Raw genomic sequence first — 18,783 nt, 5'->3', positions numbered from 1 at the left:
CGCAGGTCACTCCTGCTTGTCGGCCGGCGTGTCGGCGCCCGGCTCCGCGGCGGGCAGATCGAAGCCCTCGCCGGCGTCAAGACCGTCACCGAAGTCGTACGACCCGAAGTCGCCCTCCATGAAGTCCTCGCCGAAGGCGGCCTGCTGGGCAGCGGCCTCGGCCTCGGGATCGATCTCGGTGAACTCCAGCAGGCCCTCGTTGATCTCGCGCAGCGCGATCGACAGCGGCTTCTCCTGGATCTCGGTCTCGACCAGCGGGCCGACGTTCTCGAGCAGCCCACCGCCGAGCTGGGCGTAGTAGGCGTTGATCTGGCGAGCACGCTTCGCGGCGAACAGCACCAGGCGGTACTTCGAGTCCACCCGCGTCAGCAGGTCGTCGATCGGGGGGTTCGTGATTCCCGGGGGCGTGGATTCAGTAGTCAAGATCAGCCTCTGCAACCTAGGAGCGTGGCACCGACGGTGTCACAGACCACACAACTCTACCAGCTCGGCGACGGTCCGCTCGACATCCTCGTTGACCAGGACGACGTCGAACTCGTCACGTGCCGCCATCTCGGTGGCGGCCGTCTCCAGCCGCCGCGCCTGTTCCTCAGCCGTCTCGGTCCCCCGGCCCTGCAGCCGGCGGACGAGTTCCTCCGCGCTCGGCGGCGCGAGGAAGACGAAGCACGCGTCCGGGCAGTTCTCCTTGACCTGGCGTGCCCCTTGCAGGTCGATCTCCAGGATGACCGTACGTCCGTCGGCGACCGCCTCGTCGACCGGCCGTCGAGGCGTGCCGTAGCGCGCCGCGCCATGCACCTCGGCCCATTCCAGCAGGCCGCCCGAGGCAATCAGCTCGTCGAACTCGGCATCGCTGACGAACCAGTAGTGCACCCCGTCCCGCTCCCCCGGCCGGGCCGGTCGGGTGGTCGCCGAGATCGAGACGTACGCCTCGGGGTGCAGCTCGCGGAAGCGCGCCATCACGGTGCCCTTGCCGACTGCTGTGGGACCCGACAGGACGACCACTCGACCAGGGCCAACCGTCACGAGAACTCCTTCTTCAGGGCAGCGATCTGATGACGCCCCAAGCCGCGCAGCCTCCTTCCGGAGGCGATGTCGAACCGGGCCATCAGAGCCTCGGCACGCTTGGGACCGACCCGCGAGACGGACTTCAGCAGGTCGACCACACGGATGTGGGCGATGATATCGTCCGCGGCGGCCAGCTCGAGCACGTCCCCGACGCTGAGCTCACCCGCCCTGACCTTCGCTTTGATCGTGGCACGTTCCCGGCGAGCCCGCGCAGCTGCCGCACGGGCGTCCTGCAGCTGCTCCTCGCTCAAGGGTGGGATCGACACCGTGGCCCCTTTCGAAATCACGTCTCCGGCCCTGCTAACGGGAGCAGGTTAGACCATGAAGCTGACCTGCTGGCGTGCGGCCCGACGCAACGCCTCGGCGTCCGGTCCGGCACCCATCACGCCGCGGCTCGTCGTCGGCAGCACATGGCCCAGGGAGGCCCCGAAGATCGTCGGCAGATCACTCACCTTCCCGCCCTGGGCGCCGATCCCGGGGGCCAGGATCGACCCGTTGAAGGCGTCCAGGTCGACACCCGTGTCGAGCCGGGTGGCGCCGACCACCAACCCGACCGGGCCCATCCCGTCGTTCAGCTCCTCCCGGTTGGTCGCGGCGGCGGCATCGACGATCTGCTGGGCGACCGTACGCCCGTCGGCACCTGCGGCCAGCTGGACGTGGTCACCCTCCGGGTTAGAGGTGCGGGCCAGGACGTACACCCCGCGGCCGTTCGCCACCGCCAGGTCGAGCGCGGGCTGCAGCGACCCGTAGCCGAGATAGGGGCTCACGGTGATGGCGTCGGCGGCCAGCGGGGCGTCATCCACCAGGTAGGCGCGGGCGTAGCCGGCCATCGTGGAGCCGATGTCGCCGCGCTTGACGTCGAGGACCGACACGGCGCCGGCGGCCCGGATGTCGGCCAGCACCCGCTCCAGCACGGCGATCCCGGCCGACCCGTACTCCTCGAACAGAGCGGACTGCGGCTTGAACACCGCCACCGTCTCCCCCAGCGCCTCGACCATCCCGCGGGCACAGGTCTCCAGGCCGGTGACCGTGCGCGGCAGGCCCCAGGCGTCGAGGATGGCCGGGTGCGGGTCGATCCCCACGCAGAGCCGTCCGCGGGCGGTGGTGACGGCGGTGAGCCGGGCGGCGTAGCTGGTGTCGGGCATGTCAGTCTCGCTCCGTGAGTCCGCTGAGTGCGTTGATGTCGCGGACCAGGCCGGGTCCGCGGTAGATGAAGCCGGTGAACAGCTGCACCAGCGCCGCACCCGCCTGCAGCATCGCCCGCGCGTCGTCGGCGGTCATGATGCCGCCGACGCCGATCACCGGCAGGCTGGTGTGACGGGTGACGTACGACACCACGTCCAGCGCGCGGGCGGTCAGCGGGGCGCCGGACAGGCCACCGGCCTGCGCCCCGGTCGGCCGGTCCTGCGGCGCCAGCCCGTCGCGGGTCAGCGTGGTGTTGGTGGCGATCACCCCGGCGGCTCCGGCCGCCTCGCAGACCTCCAGCGCCTCGTCGATCGCCGACCACTCCAGGTCCGGGGCGATCTTCACGAAGACCGGCACCGGGCCCAGCGCGGACTGGGCCGACTCCTCGGCCTGGACAGCGGCCTCGGCGACCAGCGACCGGACCAGCCCGGAGAGCTCCTCGGCGCCCTGCAGGGAGCGCAGTCCCGGGGTGTTCGGGCTGGAGACGTTGACGGCCAGATAGTCGACCAGGTGCACCAGCCGCCGCAACGAGGACAGGTAGTCCTCGACCGCGTCCGCCAGGGGGACGACCTTGGTCTTGCCGATCGACACCCCGACCGGCATTCCGGCGGCGAGATTGCCGCGGCGGATGCCGGCCAGTTCGAGCCGGGCCGCGATCGCCGCGGACCCGGCGTTGTTGAAGCCCATCCGGTTGATCACACCGTGGCTGTCCTTCAGCCGATACATCCGCGGCTGCGGATTGCCCGGCTGTGGCCGGCCGGTGACGGTGCCGAACTCGACGTGGGAGAAGCCCAGCCGGGCCCAGGCCATCAGTGCCCGGGCGTCCTTGTCCATCCCCGCCGCCAGGCCGACCGGCCCGGCGAACCGGATCCCGGCGACGTCGACCGGACGGCCCTGGCTGCCGAACGCCAGCTCGAGGATCGCCCGGCGGGCCGGCGTACGGCCCCACCAGGCGAGCCAGTCGAGCGTGGTCTCGTGGGCGACTTCCGGGTCGCCCCCGCCGAGCCGGAACAGCACCGGCCGACCGACGGCATCGTACGCCGCGTCGACGAGCGCCCCGGGCAGGTGCGCCGCCATCTCAGGCCCCGACGACCGCGGGGACGGCGGTGTCCGTGGTGGTCACCGTGTGGGCGGTGACGATGTCGGCGGTGATCCGTTCCCACTCCTGCAGGGACCGTACGCCGATGCCGCCGTTGCGCAGCGCCTCGATGCCCAGCACCGCGGCCGACAGGCCCTGCGCGGTGGTCACCGAGGGGACGTTGTGCAGCACTGCCGCGGTGCGGATCTCCCAGCCGTCCTTGCGGGGCTGGCCGCCGGCCTGGGTGGAGCCGTGCGGGGTGTTGAAGATCAGGTCGACCTCGCCGGCGTTGATCAGGTCGGTGACGGTCGGCTCGCCGTGCGGGCCGGTGCCCTCGCTGGCCTTGCGCACCTCGACCACGTCGACGCCGTGGCGGCGCAGCACCGACGCGGTGCCACCGGTCGCCATGATCCGGAAGCCCATGTCGGCCAGGTGCTTGATCGGGAAGACCATGGTGCGCTTGTCCCGGTTGGCCGCCGACACGAAGATCGTGCCGCCGGTCGGCAGCGTGCCGTACGTCGCGATCTGGCCCTTGGCGAAGGAGGTGCCGAAGTCGTCGTCGAGCCCCATCACCTCGCCGGTGGACTTCATCTCCGGTCCGAGCACGGTGTCGACGAACTGGCCGCCGGGGGTGCGGAACCGGTTGAACGGCAGCACCGCCTCCTTCAGCGCGATCGGCAGGCCCGGCCAGATCGCCGCCCCGTCGGTGTCGGCGCGCAGCATGCTGTCGGCCCGCAGCTCGGCGATCGAGGCGCCGAGCATGATCCGGGCGGCGGCCTTGGCCAGCTGGGTGCCGGTCGCCTTCGACACGAACGGGACCGTCCGGGAGGCCCGCGGGTTGGCCTCCAGCACGTACAGGGTGGTGCCCTGCAGGGCGTACTGGATGTTGATCAGGCCACGGACGCCCACGCCCTCGGCGATCGCCCGGGTGGCGACGCGGATCTCGTCGATGACCTCCTGACCGAGGGTGGCCGGCGGCAGCGAGCAGGCGGAGTCGCCCGAATGCACTCCGGCCGCCTCGATGTGCTCCATCACGCCGCCGAGGTAGAGCTCGGTGCCGTCGTAGAGCGCGTCCACGTCGATCTCGGTGGCGTCGTCGAGGAACCGGTCGATCAGCACCGGGTGCTGGGGGGAGATCGCCGCGGCGCGGCCGATGTACTCGCGCAGGCCGTCCTCGCTGTCGACGATCTCCATCCCCCGCCCGCCGAGGACGTACGACGGGCGGACCATCACCGGGTAGCCGATCTCGGTGGCCACCTTCGAGGCCTCCTCGAACGAGTGGGCGGTGCCGTACTTCGGCGCCAGCTGGCCGGACTCCTCCAGCACCGCGCCGAACGCACCGCGCTCCTCCGCCAGGTCGATCGACTCCGGGCTGGTGCCGACGATCGGCACTCCGGCGTCCTTGAGTGCCTGCGCCATCTTCAGCGGGGTCTGCCCGCCGAGCTGGACGATCAGCCCGGCGACCGGGCCGACCGAGGCCTCGGCGTGGTAGATCTCCAGCACGTCCTCCAGGGTCAGCGGCTCGAAGTAGAGCCGGTCGGAGGTGTCGTAGTCGGTGGAGACGGTCTCCGGGTTGCAGTTGACCATGATCGTCTCGTAGCCGGCCTCATGCAGAGTCATCGAGGCATGCACGCACGAGTAGTCGAACTCGATGCCCTGGCCGATCCGGTTCGGCCCCGAGCCGAGGATGATCACCGCCGGCTTCTCCCGCGGGGACACCTCGGAGTCGCGTCCGGTGAGCTCGTAGCAGGAGTAGAGGTAGGGCGTACGCGCCGCGAACTCGGCTGCGCAGGTGTCGACCGTCTTGTACGCCGGCCGGATGCCCAGCGCCCAGCGGACACCGGCGACGACGTCGGTGCGCAGGCCGCGGATGGCGCCGATCTGGGCGTCGGACAGGCCGTGGTGCTTGGCCCGGAGCAGCACGTCGGGAGTCAGCTCGGCCGCCTGGCGGACCTCCTCGACGACCTCGGTGATCAGCACCAGCTGGTCGATGAACCACGGGTCGATCTTGGTCGCCTCGAAGACCTGCTCGGGGGTGGCGCCGGCGCGCAGTGCCCGGTAGACGTCGTTGATCCGGCCGTCGTGCGGGCGGGCGGCGAGCGCGAGGTACTCCGCCGCGCCGGCGGTGAGGGCGCCGGCGACGTCCAGCGGCGCCTTGTCGTCCTCCATCGACCGCAGCGCCTTGCCGAGGGCCTCGGTGAAGTTGCGGCCGATCGCCATCACCTCGCCGACCGCCTTCATGTGGGTGGTGAGGGTGTCGTCGGCGGACGGGAACTTCTCGAACGCGAACCGCGGCACCTTGACCACCACGTAGTCGAGGGTCGGCTCGAAGGAGGCCGGCGTCTCGGCGGTGATGTCGTTGGGGATCTCGTCGAGGGTGTAGCCGACGGCGACCTTGGCGGCGATCTTCGCGATCGGGAAACCGGTCGCCTTGGAGGCCAGCGCCGAGGAGCGGGACACCCGCGGGTTCATCTCGATGACGACCATCCGGCCGTCGGCGGGGTTGATCGCGAACTGGATGTTGCAGCCGCCGGTGTCGACGCCGACCGCGCGGATGATGGCGATGCCGACGTCGCGCATGTGCTGGTACTCGCGGTCGGTCAGCGTCATCGCCGGCGCGACGGTGATCGAGTCACCGGTGTGCACGCCGACCGGGTCGACGTTCTCGATGGAGCAGACGACCACGACGTTGTCGACGTGGTCGCGCATCACCTCGAGCTCGTACTCCTTCCAGCCCATGATCGATTCCTCGATCAGCACCTCGGTGGTGGGGCTGGCGTCCAGGCCGGCGCCGGCGATCCGGTGCAGATCCGCCGCGTCGTACGCGAAGCCGGAGCCCAGCCCGCCCATGGTGAACGAGGGGCGGACGACGACCGGGTAGCTGAGCTCCTCGGCGGCCGCCAGGCACTCGTCCATCGTGTGGCAGATCCGGGAGCGGGCGACCTCGGCCTTCGGGCCGGGCACGTCCAGCGCCTCGACGATCGCCTTGAACTGCTCGCGATCCTCACCGCGCTGGATCGCCTCGATCGAAGCACCGATCAGCTCGACGCCGTACTTCTCCAGCACGCCGTTCTCGTGCAGGGCGACGGCGGTGTTCAGCGCGGTCTGGCCGCCCAGGGTCGGCAGCAGGGCGTCCGGCCGCTCGCGGGCGATGACCTTCTCGACGAACTCGGGGGTGATCGGCTCCAGGTAGGTCGCGTCGGCGAACTCCGGGTCAGTCATGATGGTGGCCGGGTTGGAGTTCACCAGGATGATCCGGTAGCCCTCCTCGCGCAGCACCCGGCACGCCTGGGTGCCGGAGTAGTCGAACTCACAGGCCTGGCCGATGACGATCGGGCCGGAGCCGATGACGAGGATCGATGCGATGTCGGTGCGGCGTCCCATTCTCAGGCCTCCATCAGGGCGACGAAACGGTCGAACAGGTAGCTGGCGTCGTGTGGTCCGGCGGCGGCCTCCGGGTGGTATTGCACCGAGAAGGCGGTCAGCCGGCCGTCCGTGGCGTGCAGCGAGAGGCCCTCGACGACGTCGTCGTTCAGATTGACGTGGCTCACCCGCGCCTCACCGTACGGCGTGGCGGTGGCACCGTGACGTGGCGCGTCGACGGCGAACCCGTGGTTGTGTGCGGTCACCTCGACCTTGCCGGTGGACAGGTCCTGCACCGGCTGGTTGATCCCGCGGTGGCCGTACTTGAGCTTGTAGGTGCCGAAACCCAGGGCGCGGCCGAAGAGCTGGTTGCCGAAGCAGATGCCGAAGAACGGCGTGCCGGCGGCGAGCACCTGCTGCAGCAGCGCCACCTGGGCGTCGGCGGTAGCCGGGTCGCCGGGCCCGTTGGAGAAGAACACCCCATCCGGGTGGATCGCCATCAGCTGGTCGTACGTCACATCGGCCGGGAAGACGGTGGTCTCCACGCCGCGCTCGGCGAGCCGGTGCGGCGTCATCGACTTGATGCCGAGGTCGACCGCAGCGAGAGTGAGTCTCTTCTCCCCGACCGCCCCGACGACGTACGGCTCACCGGTGGTGACATCGCCGACCAAGTTCTGCCCGGCCATCGACGGCTGGGCGAGCACCCGCGCCAGCAGGGCCTGCGGGTCGGTCTCGGTGGTGGAGATCGCCGTCCGCATCGCGCCGCGCTCGCGCAGGTGGCGGGTCAGCGCGCGGGTGTCGACGCCGGCGATGCCGACGGTGCCCTGGGCGCGCATCTCCTCCTCCAGGCTGCGACGGGAGCGCCAGTTGGACGGCACCCGGGCGAGGTCGCGGACGACGTAGCCGGCGACCCAGATCCGGTCGGACTCGTTGTCCTCGTCGTTCCAGCCGGTGTTGCCGATCTGTGGGGCGGTCGCGACGACGATCTGGTTGCGGTACGACGGATCGGTGAGGGTCTCCTGGTAGCCGGTCATGCCGGTGGAGAAGACCGCCTCGCCGAAGGTCTCCCCTTCGGCCCCGAAGGACGTGCCGACGAAGTGTCGACCATCCTCCAGGACGAGCAATGCGCGGTGACGGGCGGCAGGCATAGGAGGACGGGTCCTTTCGGGATCGGTCAGTCGAGGACGACGTTGTTCAGGACGCCACTGACGAATGTCGGCGATTCGTCGGTCGAGAGTTCCTCGACCAGGGCGATGGCTTCGGTGACCGCGACGCCGATCGGCAGGTCGAGGTAGCGCATCTCGGTCACGGCGATCCGGCAGGCCGTCCGGTCGACGAGCGGCATCCGGTCCAGCGACCAGTCCTTGTCGAGTGCGGCGCTGATCCTGGCATCGACGTCGTCGGCGTGGTCGTCGAAGGCGCGGACGATCTCAGCGGTGTACTCGCGGACCGGAGGCTCGGCGGCGTCCGCACGCTCGGTGAGCGTGGCCAGCACGGACCGGCCGCGCAGTTCCGCCTCGAACATGATGTCGAGGGCGCGCTTGCGGGCCTTGTGCCGGGTGGACGAAGGATGGCGAGGGGCGCTCCCGGTCACAGACGGCCGAGGTAGTCGCCGTTGCGGGTGTCGACCTTGACCCGGTCGCCCACGTTGAGGAACAGCGGCACCTGGATCTGGCGGCCGGTCTGGATCGTGGCCGGCTTGGTGCCGCCGGTGGAGCGGTCGCCCTGCAGGCCGGGCTCGGTGTAGGTGATCTCCATCTCGACCGAGGCGGGCAGCTCGATGTAGAGCGGGGTGCCCTCGTGGATCGCGACGGTGGCGGTGTTCTCCTCCAGCAGGAAGTCCTTGGCGTCGCCGACGACCTCCGGGGTCAGCTCGAGCTGCTCGAAGCTGGTCACGTCCATGAAGACGTAGTTCTCGCCGTCGTTGTAGAGGTACTGCATGTCCCGCCGGTCGACGGTGGCGGTGTCGACCTTGGTGTCGGAGTTGAACGTCTTGTCGACGATCTTGCCGGTCATGATGTTCTTGATCTTCGTACGGACGACGGTGTTGCCCTTGCCCGGCTTGTGGTGCTGGAACCACAGGACCTGCCACAGCTGGCCGTCCAGGTCGAGGATCATCCCGTTCTTGATGTCATTCGTGGAAGCCACGCTTATGCCTTTCGCCACCGTCACACGGACCACCCGGCCGGGCGGGCCGTCGGCCCAGTGTAGTCGTACGCCCCAGCATCGCCCAATCGGTCCGGAACGGCGCAGCCTCTGCCGTCAGAAACCGGTGAGGCAGTGCGCCGGGATGTCGGTGCGGAAGAGCCGGCCCAGCTCCGCCACCCGGCCGGCGGGGCCGGTGATCAGACCGGAGGCGGCCAGGACGCGGGCGTCCGTGGCGCCGAGGTACATCGCCGCCAGCGCCCGCTCGCTGATCGTCAGGTCGGCGGAGGCGATCGGGGTGACCTGCGCACCGTCGTCGCCGATGTCCAGCCGCCAGCTGCCCGCGGCGTGGCCGAGCGGATCGGTGACCGCGAACTCCACCGTGCCGGCCGCGTCCCAGCCGCGGACCTCCAGCGCCCGCACCACGTCCAGCACGCGGAGCCAGATGAAGTCGGCACAGCCGGTGGTGGTCAGCGCACGGCTGTCGGCCAGTGCCCAGCGCAGCGGGCTGGCCGGGCCGAGACTTCGACAGGTCACCGTCCGGACCAGGTCGATCGACGCCACGAAGTGCCACAAGGCCAGCTCCACCGCGGGATCGGCCGCCACCAGGTCACGGACGACCGCCGTCGCCGCCTTCTCATCAATGGTGTAGACGAGGTGGCCGTCCGGTCGGTCGTCGTCGGCGTAGTGCACCGCGACCCGTACGCCGGGGTTCGGTGCGCGGGTCTGGCCGTCCCAGCGGCCGGTCAGGTGGAGGTCGTAGTAGGCCGGGCGATCGATCGAACCGCGGGAGGCCGCGTGGAACCGGCCGAACGCCTCGCGCAGCAGCGGCGCCGCCGAGCCGGCGTCCACGATCTCGACCCGGGATGCCGCGGGCGCCGGCAGACCGGTGCGGCGGGTGTCCAGCTCGATGGCCTGACGGAAGGTCGCCGACGCGAAGCCGAAGCGCCCGTAGATCGTTGCCTCCGACGCAGTCAGCGCGGCCAGCGGCAGACCGGCCGCCGCAGCCTCACGGAGGTCGGCGGTCATCATCGCCCGCAGCAGGCCGCGGCGCCGATGGGTAGGCCGGACGGTGACGTCGGTGATCAGGTGGATCGGTTCGAGGTGACCACCGGTGTTCAGCGTCTTCGTGAACGCGCCGTACGTGGCCACCGGCACCTGCGGCGGCAGACCCGGCAGCGGGTGCTCCGGGTAGGCGCCGACGAGGGTCATCGCGTCGGCGACCCGCAGCCGGTTCCAGAGCTCGAGGTGCCCGTCGTCGTCCTCCGGTCCGAGGAAACCGAGCGCGCAGGCACGACGCCAGCCGGCCAGTTCCTCGGTCAGGTCGTCGCCGGCGGGCAGGGTCCGGATGTCGTAGTCGGCCATTTCCCGTACCGTAGCCGACTACCGGCAGGTGGCGGCGTACGCCTCCGCGAGCAGGCCCTCGTCGACACCCTCGGCGATCACCGGATCCCCCAGCCCGCGCAACACCACCAGGCGCAACATGTCGCCGCGGGTCTTCTTGTCCAGCGCCATCGTCGCGCGCAGTTCCGGCCAGGCGTCGGGCTGGTAGGTCGTCGGCAGGCCGACAGCGGAGAGGATCGTACGATGCCGGGCGACCAGCGCCTCGTCGATCAGCCCCAGCCGCTGGGCGACCTCGGCGACGAAGACCATCCCGACGCTGATCGCCTCGCCGTGGCGCCACTGGAAGTGCTCGCGCTGCTCGATGGCGTGGGCCAGGGTGTGGCCGTAGTTCAACTGTTCGCGGCCGATCCGGTCGGCGGTGCTGGTCCGCTCCCGGAGGTCACCCGAGACCACCCGGGCCTTCACGGCGATGCCGCGCCGGATGGTCTCGGTCTGCACCGGGCCGGCCGGCGCCAGAGCGTCGGTGATGTCGGCCTCGACCAGTTCCAGGATCCGCGGGTCGGCGATGAAGCCGCACTTGACCACCTCGGCCATCCCCGACCGCAGCTCGCGCGGGTCGAGGGTGCGCAGCAGGTCGGTGTCGCACAGCACGCCGATCGGCTCGTGGAAGGCGCCGACCAGGTTCTTCCCGGCGGCGATGTTGATCCCGGTCTTGCCACCGACGGCGGCATCGACCATCGCCAGCACCGTGGTCGGCAGGGTGAGGAAGCGGACCCCCCGCAGCCACGACGCCGCGACGAAGCCGGCCAGGTCGGTGGTCGCGCCACCGCCCAGCCCGATCACCAGGTCGGAGCGGGTGAAGCCGGCCGCGGCGAGGCGGTCCCAGCAGTCGGCCAGCACGGTGACCGTCTTGGCCTCCTCACCGTCCGGCAGCTCGATCAACAGCGTCTCGCCGGTGACGGCCTCGGCGACGCGTCCGGCCACCGAGCGGAGCACGGCCGGGTGCAGGATCGCCACCTGGCGGGTGTCGCCGACCAGGGCGGCGACCCGGTCCAGCACACCGGGGCCGACCTCGACGACGTACGGGTCGTCGGCGTGCACCTCGATCGTGGCCGGCCCGCCGACCGCCGCCAGGACGGCGGACGCCACCTCGTCGGGGGTCAGGTCGTCGGTGACGACCCGGTGGGTGGCCACCGCGGCGTACGTCGGCAGACGCTCCTCGAGCAGAGCGCGCAGCTGCCCGCGGACATTGCCCAGCAGCAGCGGGCGAGCGACGTTCAGGCCGACCCGGTCGGCGGCCTGCCCGGGCCCGACCTCCAGCCACACCACGGTGTGGCCGGCCAGCCCGTCCCGGACGGCAGGGGTCATCGGAGCACCGCCACCGAGGCTGATCACCGCAGGGCGATCGAGCACCTCGAGCGTGACGGCGCTCTCCATCGCCCGGAAGGTCGCCTCGCCGTCGTACGCGAAGATGTCGCGGATCGGGCGGCCGGCGCGCTCCTCGATCACGTCGTCGACGTCGAGGAACTCGCAGCCGAGCCGCTCGGCGAGCAGCCGGCCGACGGTGGACTTGCCGGCGCCGGGGGCGCCGATCAGGACCAGCGGACGGGTGAGCGTGGTGATCATTCGTGCACCGCCAGCCCTCGGGCAGCGACGTCGGCGAGGTAGGCCCGGTGGTTGCGCCGGGTCTCGGCGACCGAGTCACCACCGAACTTCTCCAGGCACGCGTCGGCCAGCACCAGGGCGACCATCGCCTCGGCGACCACCCCCGCCGCCGGCACGGCGCACACGTCGGACCGCTGGTGGTGGGCCACCGCCGGCTCCCCGGTGGTGGTGTCGAGGGTGCGCAGCGCCCGCGGCACGGTGGCGATCGGCTTCATCGCCGCCCGCACCCGCAGCAGTTCGCCGGTGCTGATCCCGGCCTCGGTGCCGCCGGCATGGTGCGACAGCCGGTGGATGCCGTCCGGGCCGGGCGCGATCTCGTCGTGCGCCTGCGAGCCACGGACCCGGGCCAGTTCGAAGCCGTCGCCGACCTCGACCCCCTTGATCGCCTGGATGCCCATCAGCGCGGCGGCCAAGCGGGAATCGAGCCGCCGGTCCCAGTGCACGTGCGAGCCGATCCCGGCCGGCACGCCCCAGGCGAGCACCTCGACGACCCCGCCGAGGGTGTCCCCCGCCTGCTGGCAGGCGTCGACCTCGGCCACCATCTTGTCCGACGTCTGGGGATCGGCACAGCGCAGCGGGTCGGCGTCGATCCGGGGCAGGTCCTCGATCGTCGGGTAGATGCCGCCCGGGGCCCGCACCGGGCCCAGTTCGACGACGTGGGACAGCACGGTGATGCCGTACGCCTGCTCAAGGAAGTTCGCCGCGACCCGGCCCAGCGCCACCCGGGCGGCTGTCTCCCGGGCCGAGGCCCGCTCCAGCAGCGGCCGCGCCTCGTCCCAGTCGTACTTCTGCATGCCCGCCAGATCGGCATGACCGGGACGCGGCCGGGTCAGCTTCGCCGCCCGCGCCTGGTCGGCGAGGACCTCCGGATCGACCGGGTCGGGCGACATCACCGTCTCCCACTTGGGCCATTCGGTGTTGCCGACTTCGATGGCGACCGGCGATCCGAGCGTCTCGCCGTGGCGTACGCCGCCGATCATGGTGACCGTGTCGGCCTCGAACTTCATCCGGGCGCCGCGGCCGTAGCCGAGCCGCCGGCGGGCCAGCGCGTCGGCGATGTCCTGCGACGTCACCTGGATGTGGGAGGGCATCCCCTCCAGGACCGCCACCAGCGCCTGTCCGTGGGACTCTCCGGCCGTCAACCATCGCACCATGGGGGCTACTCTCTCATCCCTCCCGACGGGCGGCCAACGCCGCCCGACCGGCAGACAGCAGGACCTCGACGGCCACCTCGCGCCCGGTCATCAGCCGCACCTGGTCGACCGCCTGGGCGGCCAGCAGGTCCATCCCGTCCAGCACGGTGCCGCCGGCCCGCAGCGCCGCCTCGGCCAGGACCGTCGGCCACGGGTCGTAGATGATGTCGAACACCACGCCGGACAGCCCGGCGATCCGCTCCGCCGTGTCCTCCTCGAGGGCGGCCGGGGCGGTGGCGATCGTCACCGCGGGCGCGACCGCCGGGACGGCCGCCCAGTCGATCACCTCGATCCGCTGCCCGAAATGCGCGGCGACCGGGTCGAGGCTGGCGTGCGCCCGGTCCGCCGAGCGCGCCATCACCGTCACCGTGTGCACCCCCAGCGGGGCCAGCGAGGCCAGTGCGGAGCGCGCGGTGGCGCCGGCGCCGATCAGCAGCGCCGTGTCGGCCGTGGCCACCCCGGCCCGGGACAGCGCGGCGGTCATCCCGGTGACGTCGGTGTTCTCCACGTGGTGCGGGCCGCCGGCGTGGTCGAAGACCAGGGTGTTGCCGGCCCCGACGATCCGGGCCACCTCGCTGGGCTCCCCCAGCGCCAGCACCGCCTGCTTGAGCGGCATCGTCAGGCTCAGTCCGACCCATTCCGGGCCACGGCCGGCCACGAAGCCGGCCAGGCCCGCCTCGTCGACGTCGTACGCCTCGTACGTCCAGTCGGTCAGGCCGAGGGCGTCGTACGCCGCCCGGTGCAGCACCGGCGACAGCGAATGCCCGATCGGCGAGCCGAGCACGGCACAGCGGTGCATATCAACACATGCCCTTCGCCGCATCCGTCGCGCACCAGGACTGGAACTCGGCCACGTACTGGTTGTGCTCGGCGAGGGTGCTGGCGAACTTCGTCTCCCCGGTCTGCAGGTTGACGGTGACGAAGTACAGCCACGGCCCGTCGGCCGGGTGCGCGGCGGCGTCGAGCGAGGCCTTGCCCGGGGCGTCGATCGGGGTCGGCGGCAGGCCTGCGTGCAGATAGGTGTTGTACGGGCTCTGCTGGGCACGGTCCTTGTCGGTGGTGGTGACCTTGCCGTCCAGCCCGGTGAGGTACTTCACCGTCGAGTCCATCTGCAGCGGCATCCCGCGCTCGAGACGGTTGTAGATCACCCGCGCCACCTTGGGCCGGTCGTCGGGGTTGCGGGCCTCGGCCTCGACGATCGAGGCGACCGCGACGATCTCGGCAGGGGTGTGCCCCAGCGTGCCGGAGGCCTGCTCCAGGCCGACCTGGCCGGCGGTCTGGTTGTACTCGTCGACCATCGCGGTGAGGATCTGCTGGGGCGTGGTGTTGTCGCCGAACTCGTACGTGTCGGGGAACAGAAAGCCCTCGAGGGTCTTGGCGTACAATGGGGCGCCCAACGCGCCCGGATCCTTGGCGAGGTCGGCGAACTGCTGGCGGGCCATCCCGCTCTGCTCGGCGATCGCGTCGAGCTGCTTCTCCAGGGTCAGTCCCTCGCGCAGGGTGATCTGCTTGGCGATCCGGTTCTTAGGATCGAGCAGCGCCTCGACGGCCTCGGCGCCGGGCAGGCCCTTGGTCAAGCGGTAGCTGCCGGCCTGGATCGCGGTCGCCTTGCTGTTCGCCTTCGCCGCCCGGACGAAGGCTGCCTCCGACTTCACCACGCCGTCGTCGGCGAGGATCGTGCCCATCTGTTTCAGGCTGGCGCCGTCCGGGATCTTCACGGTGACTGCGGCACCCGGCGTGGCGGAGGCGGCGTAGTCGGGGGCGCGGAGCCCGAGCTTGCCGGCCGCGTACCAGCCGCCGGCACCGAGCAGCCCGACGACGAGGACGAGGACCACCAGCAGGATCACGCCGGCCACGCGTGATCCGCGCCGGCGGCGTGAGTCGACGGCACGGCGTGCGGGGCCGCCGCGACGCGGGCGCGGCTGGTCGGGCTGATCGAGGAAATGACTCATCAGGCGTCTCCCGGGTCGGGGGGCACGAGTTCACCGGACGGGGTGCCGGTGGCTCGTTCGGCGGAGAGGGCGTACTCGAGGATGGCCACCGCGGCGGCCTGGTCGATGACGGACCGCTGGGCCCGGGTGTTGCGGCCGGCGGCGTGCAGGTCCTTGCTGGCGGCTGCGGTCGTCATCCGCTCGTCGACCAGGCGCAGGCCGGTGGTGGCGTCGAGGCGCCGCCGGAGCACGGCGGCCCGCCGGCGCATCTTCTGCGCGGCGGGCCCCTCCTTGCCCTTGAGCGTACGTGGCAGCCCCATCACCACCTCGAGCAGTGGCCCGTACTCGTCGACGAGACCGAGGATCTCGCCGATCGCGGCGTTCTCGTCGCCCCGGACCTGCACGGTCCGCACCGGGTAGGCCAGCGTGGCGGCCGGATCGCAGGCCGCCACGCCGATGCGTGCGTCGCCCCAGTCGAGGGCGAGTCGGACGCCGGGACGCACCGTCATCGAGCGGCGCCGACCTTCTCGACGGCCGCTCGGACCGCCGCCAACGCCGCCGGGGCCCCCGCAGCGTCGGTGCCGCCGCCCTGGGCCAGGTCTGGTTTGCCGCCGCCCTTGCCGCCGAGCGCGGCGACGGCGAGGCGGATCAGGTCACCGGCCGACAGGCCGAGGTCGCGGGCGCCGGCGGTGGTGGCGACCACCGCGGCCGGCTTCTCGGTGCCGCCCACCAGGGCGACCACGGCCGGGGTCTCGCCGAGCCGTCCGCGGATCTCGGTGGCCAGGGTGCGCAGGTCACCGGCGGCCACGCCCTCGACGGTCTCCGCCACCAGGGTGACGTCACCGAGGCGCACCGCGCGGTCGACGAACGAGCCGGCGGCTGCCAGCAGTTCCTTGGCGCGGTAGGCGGCGATCTCCTTCTCGGCGGCCTTGAGCTGCTCGGCCATCCGGGCGACCCGCTCGGCGAGCTGGTCGGGCTGCGTGCGCAGCGTGTCGGCCAGACCGAGCACGAGTTGACGCTCGGCCGCGAAGTGGTCGAAGGCCTGCGGGCCGACCAGGAACTCCACCCGGCGGATGCCGGATCCGATGGACGACTCGCCGGTCATCGCGACCAGCCCGATCTGGGAGGTGTGGGACACGTGGGTGCCGCCGCACAGCTCCAGCGACCACGGGCTGCCCATCTCGACGACCCGCACCCGCTCGGGGTACTTCTCGCCGAACATCGCCATCGCCCCGGCCGCCTTCGCGTCGGTCAGGCTCATCATCTGGGTGGTCACCGCGAGGTCGTCGTGGATCGCCTCCATGGTGCGGCCCTCGATCGCCTGCTGCAGGTCCTTCGACAGGCCCTGGGTGGAGTTGAAGTCGAAGCGCAGGTAGCCGGGCTTGTTGTAGGAGCCGGCCTGCACCGCCGTCGGGCCGACCAGCTCGCGCAGCGCGGCGTGCACCAGGTGGGTCGCCGAGTGCGCCTGCTGGGAGCCGAGCCGGTGGGCAGGATCGACCCGCGCGTCGACCGACTGGCCGACGTGCAGTTCACCCTCGCCGATCCGCACGGTGTGCACGACCAGACCGGGGACCGGGCGCTGGACGTCCAGGACGTCCAGGTGCAGCCCGTCGCCGGTGATGATGCCCAGGTCGGCGTCCTGACCGCCGGACTCCGCGTAGAACGGGGTCTCCGCCAGCACCAGGTCGATGGTCTCCCCCGCCTGCGCCTCACCGACGGTCTGTCCGTCGCGGAGCAGGCCACGAACGGTCGACCCGGTGACCAGCTCGGTGTAGCCGGTGAAGGTGGTCTCGCCCGACGCCCGCAGCTCGCGGTACGTGTCGTTGCTGACCATGCCACCCTTCTTGGCACGGGCATCCGCCTTGGCCCGGTCCCGCTGTTCCTGCATCAGGCTCTGGAAGCCCTTGCGGTCGACCGACAGGCCCTGTTCCTCGGCCATCTCCAGGGTGAGGTCGATCGGGAAGCCATACGTGTCGTGCAGCTGGAACGCGGCCGCGCCGGACAGGGTCGCCTCGCCGGCGTCCTTGGCCTTCTGCACCGCCACGTCGAAGATCTGGGTGCCGGAGGTGAGGGTGCGTCGGAAGGTGTCCTCCTCGGCGTACGCCACGTCGCTGATCCGCGCCCAGTTCGCACCGACCTCGGGCCAGGAGACGGTCATCAGGTCCCGGCTGATCGGCAGCAGCTCACCCAGCACCGGATCCTGCACACCCAGCAGCCGCATCGCCCGGATCGCCCGGCGCAGCAGTCGACGCAGCACGTAGCCGCGCGCCTCGTTGCCCGGCGAGACTCCGTCGGCCATCAGCATCAGCCCGGAGCGTACGTGGTCGCCGACGACCCGCAGCCGGACGTCGTCGACGTGGTCGGCGCCGTAGGTCTTGCCGGCCAGCTCGGCGGCGCGCGCGATGACCGGCCACACCTCGTCGATCTCGTACATGTTCTGCTTGCCCTGCAGCAGGTACGCGATCCGCTCCAGCCCGGCGCCGGTGTCGATGTTCTTCTTCGGCAGGTCGCCCGCCACGTCGAAGTCCGTCTTCGAGCGCACCTCGACCAGGTCCTGGGTCTGGAAGACCAGGTTCCAGATCTCCAGGAACCGGTCCTCGTCGGCCTCCGGCCCGCCGTCCGGGCCGTACTGCGACCCGCGGTCGATGTAGATCTCGGAACACGGGCCGCCCGGACCGGGCACCCCCATGTGCCAGTAGTTGTCCTTCAGCCCGCGACGCTGGATGTGCTCGGCCGGCATACCGACGGCGCGCCACATCTCGAACGCCTCGTCGTCCTCGTGCAGGACGGTGGTCCAGATCCGGTCCCCGTCGAACCCGAAGCCGCCGTCGGCCTGCGAGCCGGTGACCAGCTCCCAGGCGTACTCGACGGCGCCTTCCTTGAAGTAGTCACCGAACGAGAAGTTGCCCAGCATCTGGAAAAAGGTGCCGTGCCGGGTGGTCTTGCCGACCTCCTCGATGTCCAGTGTGCGGACGCACTTCTGGGCGCTGACGGCGCGGTCGAAGGGGGCGACCTCGTCGCCGATGAAGTACGGCTTGAACGGCACCATGCCGGCGTTCACGAACAGCAGCGTCGGATCGTTGTAGACCAACGGCGCCGACGGCACCACGGTGTGGCCCCGCTTCTCGAAGAAGTCGAGATACCTCCGACGGATGTCGGCTGTCTTCATTCGTCGCCCTCCTCAGGCATGTTCAGCGCCTCACGGATCTCCGCCTCGCGCTCGGCGGAGGCCCGCCGTACGTCGTCGATGAACTCGTTCACCCGTGCCAGGGCAGGAGTGTCCTGGTTGGCCGCGACCACCTTGCGGCCCACCACGACGGCCACCGTCGCGACGGCCGCACCGACCACGAACCACAGCGCGTTGCGCAGTCGACCGGCCATCACCGGGCCCCGCCCTTGCCGCGACGACCGGCGGCCGAGCGCAGCCCGTAGCTGAAGGCGGCGACCTTCACCAGCGGCCCACCGACGGTGGCCCGGAACAGGGTGGTCAGCTCGGCGGCGTTGCGCGCCACGGTGGTGGCGTTCGCGGTGACCTTCGAGGCGTCCTCGGTGATCAGGCCGACCTTCTCGATCTCCGAGTTGGCCGCCGTCACGGTGCCTCGCAGCTCGGTCATGATCGGCACCAGCGAGTGACCGAAGTCACGCACGACGAGGCGCACCTCCTCCAGCACCCTGCCCAGCTTGAGCAACGGGCGGGCGAGGACTGCCACCAGGAGCAGGGCCGCCACAGCGGCGAGCAGGCCGGCGATGCCACCGACGGTCATCAGGTACCTCCGTATGTCACAACGTGTCGAGTGCAGATGGAGCGAATTCA

The 18,783-nt window shown here is 71.1% G+C and carries 18 protein-coding genes and 1 pseudogene; all 19 read right to left on the bottom strand.

All coding sequences use genetic code 11. The features are described 5' to 3' along the window. Positions 1–6: 6 nt before the first annotated feature. Positions 7–426, bottom strand: a complete 420-nt coding sequence (rpoZ, locus tag R0146_RS12330; protein ID WP_317692408.1) for a DNA-directed RNA polymerase subunit omega — start codon at positions 424–426, stop codon at positions 7–9. A gap of 36 nt (positions 427–462) precedes the next feature. Beyond that, entirely contained in the window at positions 463–1,023 is a 561-nt protein-coding gene (gmk, locus tag R0146_RS12325) for a guanylate kinase (protein WP_317690118.1), read from the bottom strand. Next, the gene (mihF, locus tag R0146_RS12320; protein WP_317690116.1) at positions 1,020–1,331 is read right to left on the bottom strand and encodes an integration host factor, actinobacterial type; all 312 of its coding nucleotides are present in this window, start codon (positions 1,329–1,331) and stop codon (positions 1,020–1,022) included. Before mihF ends, gmk begins: the two co-directional genes overlap by 4 nt. Positions 1,332–1,379: 48 nt before the next feature. Continuing rightward, positions 1,380–2,210 carry an orotidine-5'-phosphate decarboxylase gene (gene pyrF, locus R0146_RS12315; protein WP_317690114.1) on the bottom strand — a complete coding sequence of 277 codons (831 nt, stop codon included), beginning with the start codon at positions 2,208–2,210 and terminating at the stop codon, positions 1,380–1,382. A gap of 1 nt (position 2,211) precedes the next feature. Continuing rightward, positions 2,212–3,327 (bottom strand): quinone-dependent dihydroorotate dehydrogenase, encoded by a 1,116-nt coding sequence (locus R0146_RS12310; RefSeq protein ID WP_317690112.1) that lies wholly within the window; start codon positions 3,325–3,327, stop codon positions 2,212–2,214. Position 3,328: 1 nt separating this feature from the next. Then, a complete protein-coding gene (carB, locus tag R0146_RS12305; RefSeq protein ID WP_317690110.1) occupies positions 3,329–6,712 on the bottom strand; it encodes a carbamoyl-phosphate synthase large subunit in 3,384 nt (1,127 codons plus the stop codon). Positions 6,713–6,714: 2 nt separating this feature from the next. Continuing rightward, positions 6,715–7,839, bottom strand: a complete 1,125-nt coding sequence (carA, locus tag R0146_RS12300; protein ID WP_317690108.1) for a glutamine-hydrolyzing carbamoyl-phosphate synthase small subunit — start codon at positions 7,837–7,839, stop codon at positions 6,715–6,717. Between the two features lie 26 nt (positions 7,840–7,865). Continuing rightward, positions 7,866–8,285, bottom strand: coding sequence for a transcription antitermination factor NusB (gene nusB, locus R0146_RS12295; RefSeq protein WP_317690106.1), 420 nt, complete (start codon positions 8,283–8,285; stop codon positions 7,866–7,868). Further along, positions 8,282–8,839 (bottom strand): elongation factor P, encoded by a 558-nt coding sequence (efp, locus tag R0146_RS12290; protein ID WP_317690104.1) that lies wholly within the window; start codon positions 8,837–8,839, stop codon positions 8,282–8,284. Before efp ends, nusB begins: the two co-directional genes overlap by 4 nt. A 114-nt stretch (positions 8,840–8,953) precedes the next feature. Continuing rightward, entirely contained in the window at positions 8,954–10,201 is a 1,248-nt protein-coding gene (locus R0146_RS12285; RefSeq protein WP_317690102.1) for a GNAT family N-acetyltransferase, read from the bottom strand. Positions 10,202–10,219: 18 nt separating this feature from the next. Next, positions 10,220–11,281: a 3-dehydroquinate synthase gene (gene aroB, locus R0146_RS12280; protein WP_317692407.1), complete on the bottom strand. Its 1,062-nt coding sequence runs from the start codon at positions 11,279–11,281 to the stop codon at positions 10,220–10,222. Positions 11,282–11,308: 27 nt separating this feature from the next. Then, a pseudogene (locus tag R0146_RS12275) lies at positions 11,309–11,806 on the bottom strand (shikimate kinase); the annotation flags it as partial. After that, positions 11,803–12,999 carry a chorismate synthase gene (gene aroC, locus R0146_RS12270; RefSeq protein WP_317690100.1) on the bottom strand — a complete coding sequence of 399 codons (1,197 nt, stop codon included), beginning with the start codon at positions 12,997–12,999 and terminating at the stop codon, positions 11,803–11,805. The pseudogene R0146_RS12275 and the gene aroC, both read right to left, overlap by 4 nt. Before the next feature lie 13 nt (positions 13,000–13,012). After that, positions 13,013–13,837 carry a shikimate dehydrogenase gene (locus R0146_RS12265; RefSeq protein WP_317690097.1) on the bottom strand — a complete coding sequence of 275 codons (825 nt, stop codon included), beginning with the start codon at positions 13,835–13,837 and terminating at the stop codon, positions 13,013–13,015. 1 nt (position 13,838) lies between these two features. Continuing rightward, entirely contained in the window at positions 13,839–14,894 is a 1,056-nt protein-coding gene (gene mltG, locus R0146_RS12260) for an endolytic transglycosylase MltG (protein WP_317690094.1), read from the bottom strand. A 95-nt stretch (positions 14,895–14,989) separates the two neighbouring features. Beyond that, the gene (ruvX, locus tag R0146_RS12255) at positions 14,990–15,478 is read right to left on the bottom strand and encodes a Holliday junction resolvase RuvX (RefSeq protein ID WP_317690092.1); all 489 of its coding nucleotides are present in this window, start codon (positions 15,476–15,478) and stop codon (positions 14,990–14,992) included. After that, positions 15,475–18,138, bottom strand: coding sequence for an alanine--tRNA ligase (gene alaS / locus R0146_RS12250; protein ID WP_317690090.1), 2,664 nt, complete (start codon positions 18,136–18,138; stop codon positions 15,475–15,477). Before alaS ends, ruvX begins: the two co-directional genes overlap by 4 nt. Beyond that, the gene (locus R0146_RS12245; RefSeq protein ID WP_317690088.1) at positions 18,135–18,350 is read right to left on the bottom strand and encodes a hypothetical protein; all 216 of its coding nucleotides are present in this window, start codon (positions 18,348–18,350) and stop codon (positions 18,135–18,137) included. Before R0146_RS12245 ends, alaS begins: the two co-directional genes overlap by 4 nt. Next, positions 18,350–18,733 carry a DUF948 domain-containing protein gene (locus R0146_RS12240; RefSeq protein ID WP_317690086.1) on the bottom strand — a complete coding sequence of 128 codons (384 nt, stop codon included), beginning with the start codon at positions 18,731–18,733 and terminating at the stop codon, positions 18,350–18,352. The genes R0146_RS12245 and R0146_RS12240 overlap by 1 nt, the downstream gene beginning before the upstream one ends. Positions 18,734–18,783 lie beyond the last annotated feature (50 nt).

The sequence above is a fragment of the Raineyella sp. LH-20 genome (genome assembly GCF_033110965.1).
Lineage (GTDB): Bacteria > Actinomycetota > Actinomycetes > Propionibacteriales > Propionibacteriaceae > Raineyella.
The sequence above is the reverse complement of the archived record's forward strand: the minus strand, read 5'-3'. Positions and strand labels throughout refer to the sequence as shown.

Coding starts and splice junctions, on each gene's coding strand:
- R0146_RS12265 (WP_317690097.1), bottom strand. CDS start 13,837: ATGCACCGCTGTGCCGTGCTCGGCTCGCCGATCGGGCATTCGCTGTCG.
- pyrF (WP_317690114.1), bottom strand. CDS start 2,210: ATGCCCGACACCAGCTACGCCGCCCGGCTCACCGCCGTCACCACCGCC.
- carA (WP_317690108.1), bottom strand. CDS start 7,839: ATGCCTGCCGCCCGTCACCGCGCATTGCTCGTCCTGGAGGATGGTCGA.
- R0146_RS12310 (WP_317690112.1), bottom strand. CDS start 3,327: ATGGCGGCGCACCTGCCCGGGGCGCTCGTCGACGCGGCGTACGATGCC.
- carB (WP_317690110.1), bottom strand. CDS start 6,712: ATGGGACGCCGCACCGACATCGCATCGATCCTCGTCATCGGCTCCGGC.
- R0146_RS12285 (WP_317690102.1), bottom strand. CDS start 10,201: ATGGCCGACTACGACATCCGGACCCTGCCCGCCGGCGACGACCTGACC.
- aroC (WP_317690100.1), bottom strand. CDS start 12,999: ATGGTGCGATGGTTGACGGCCGGAGAGTCCCACGGACAGGCGCTGGTG.
- alaS (WP_317690090.1), bottom strand. CDS start 18,138: ATGAAGACAGCCGACATCCGTCGGAGGTATCTCGACTTCTTCGAGAAG.
- R0146_RS12245 (WP_317690088.1), bottom strand. CDS start 18,350: ATGGCCGGTCGACTGCGCAACGCGCTGTGGTTCGTGGTCGGTGCGGCC.
- ruvX (WP_317690092.1), bottom strand. CDS start 15,478: ATGACGGTGCGTCCCGGCGTCCGACTCGCCCTCGACTGGGGCGACGCA.
- R0146_RS12240 (WP_317690086.1), bottom strand. CDS start 18,733: ATGACCGTCGGTGGCATCGCCGGCCTGCTCGCCGCTGTGGCGGCCCTG.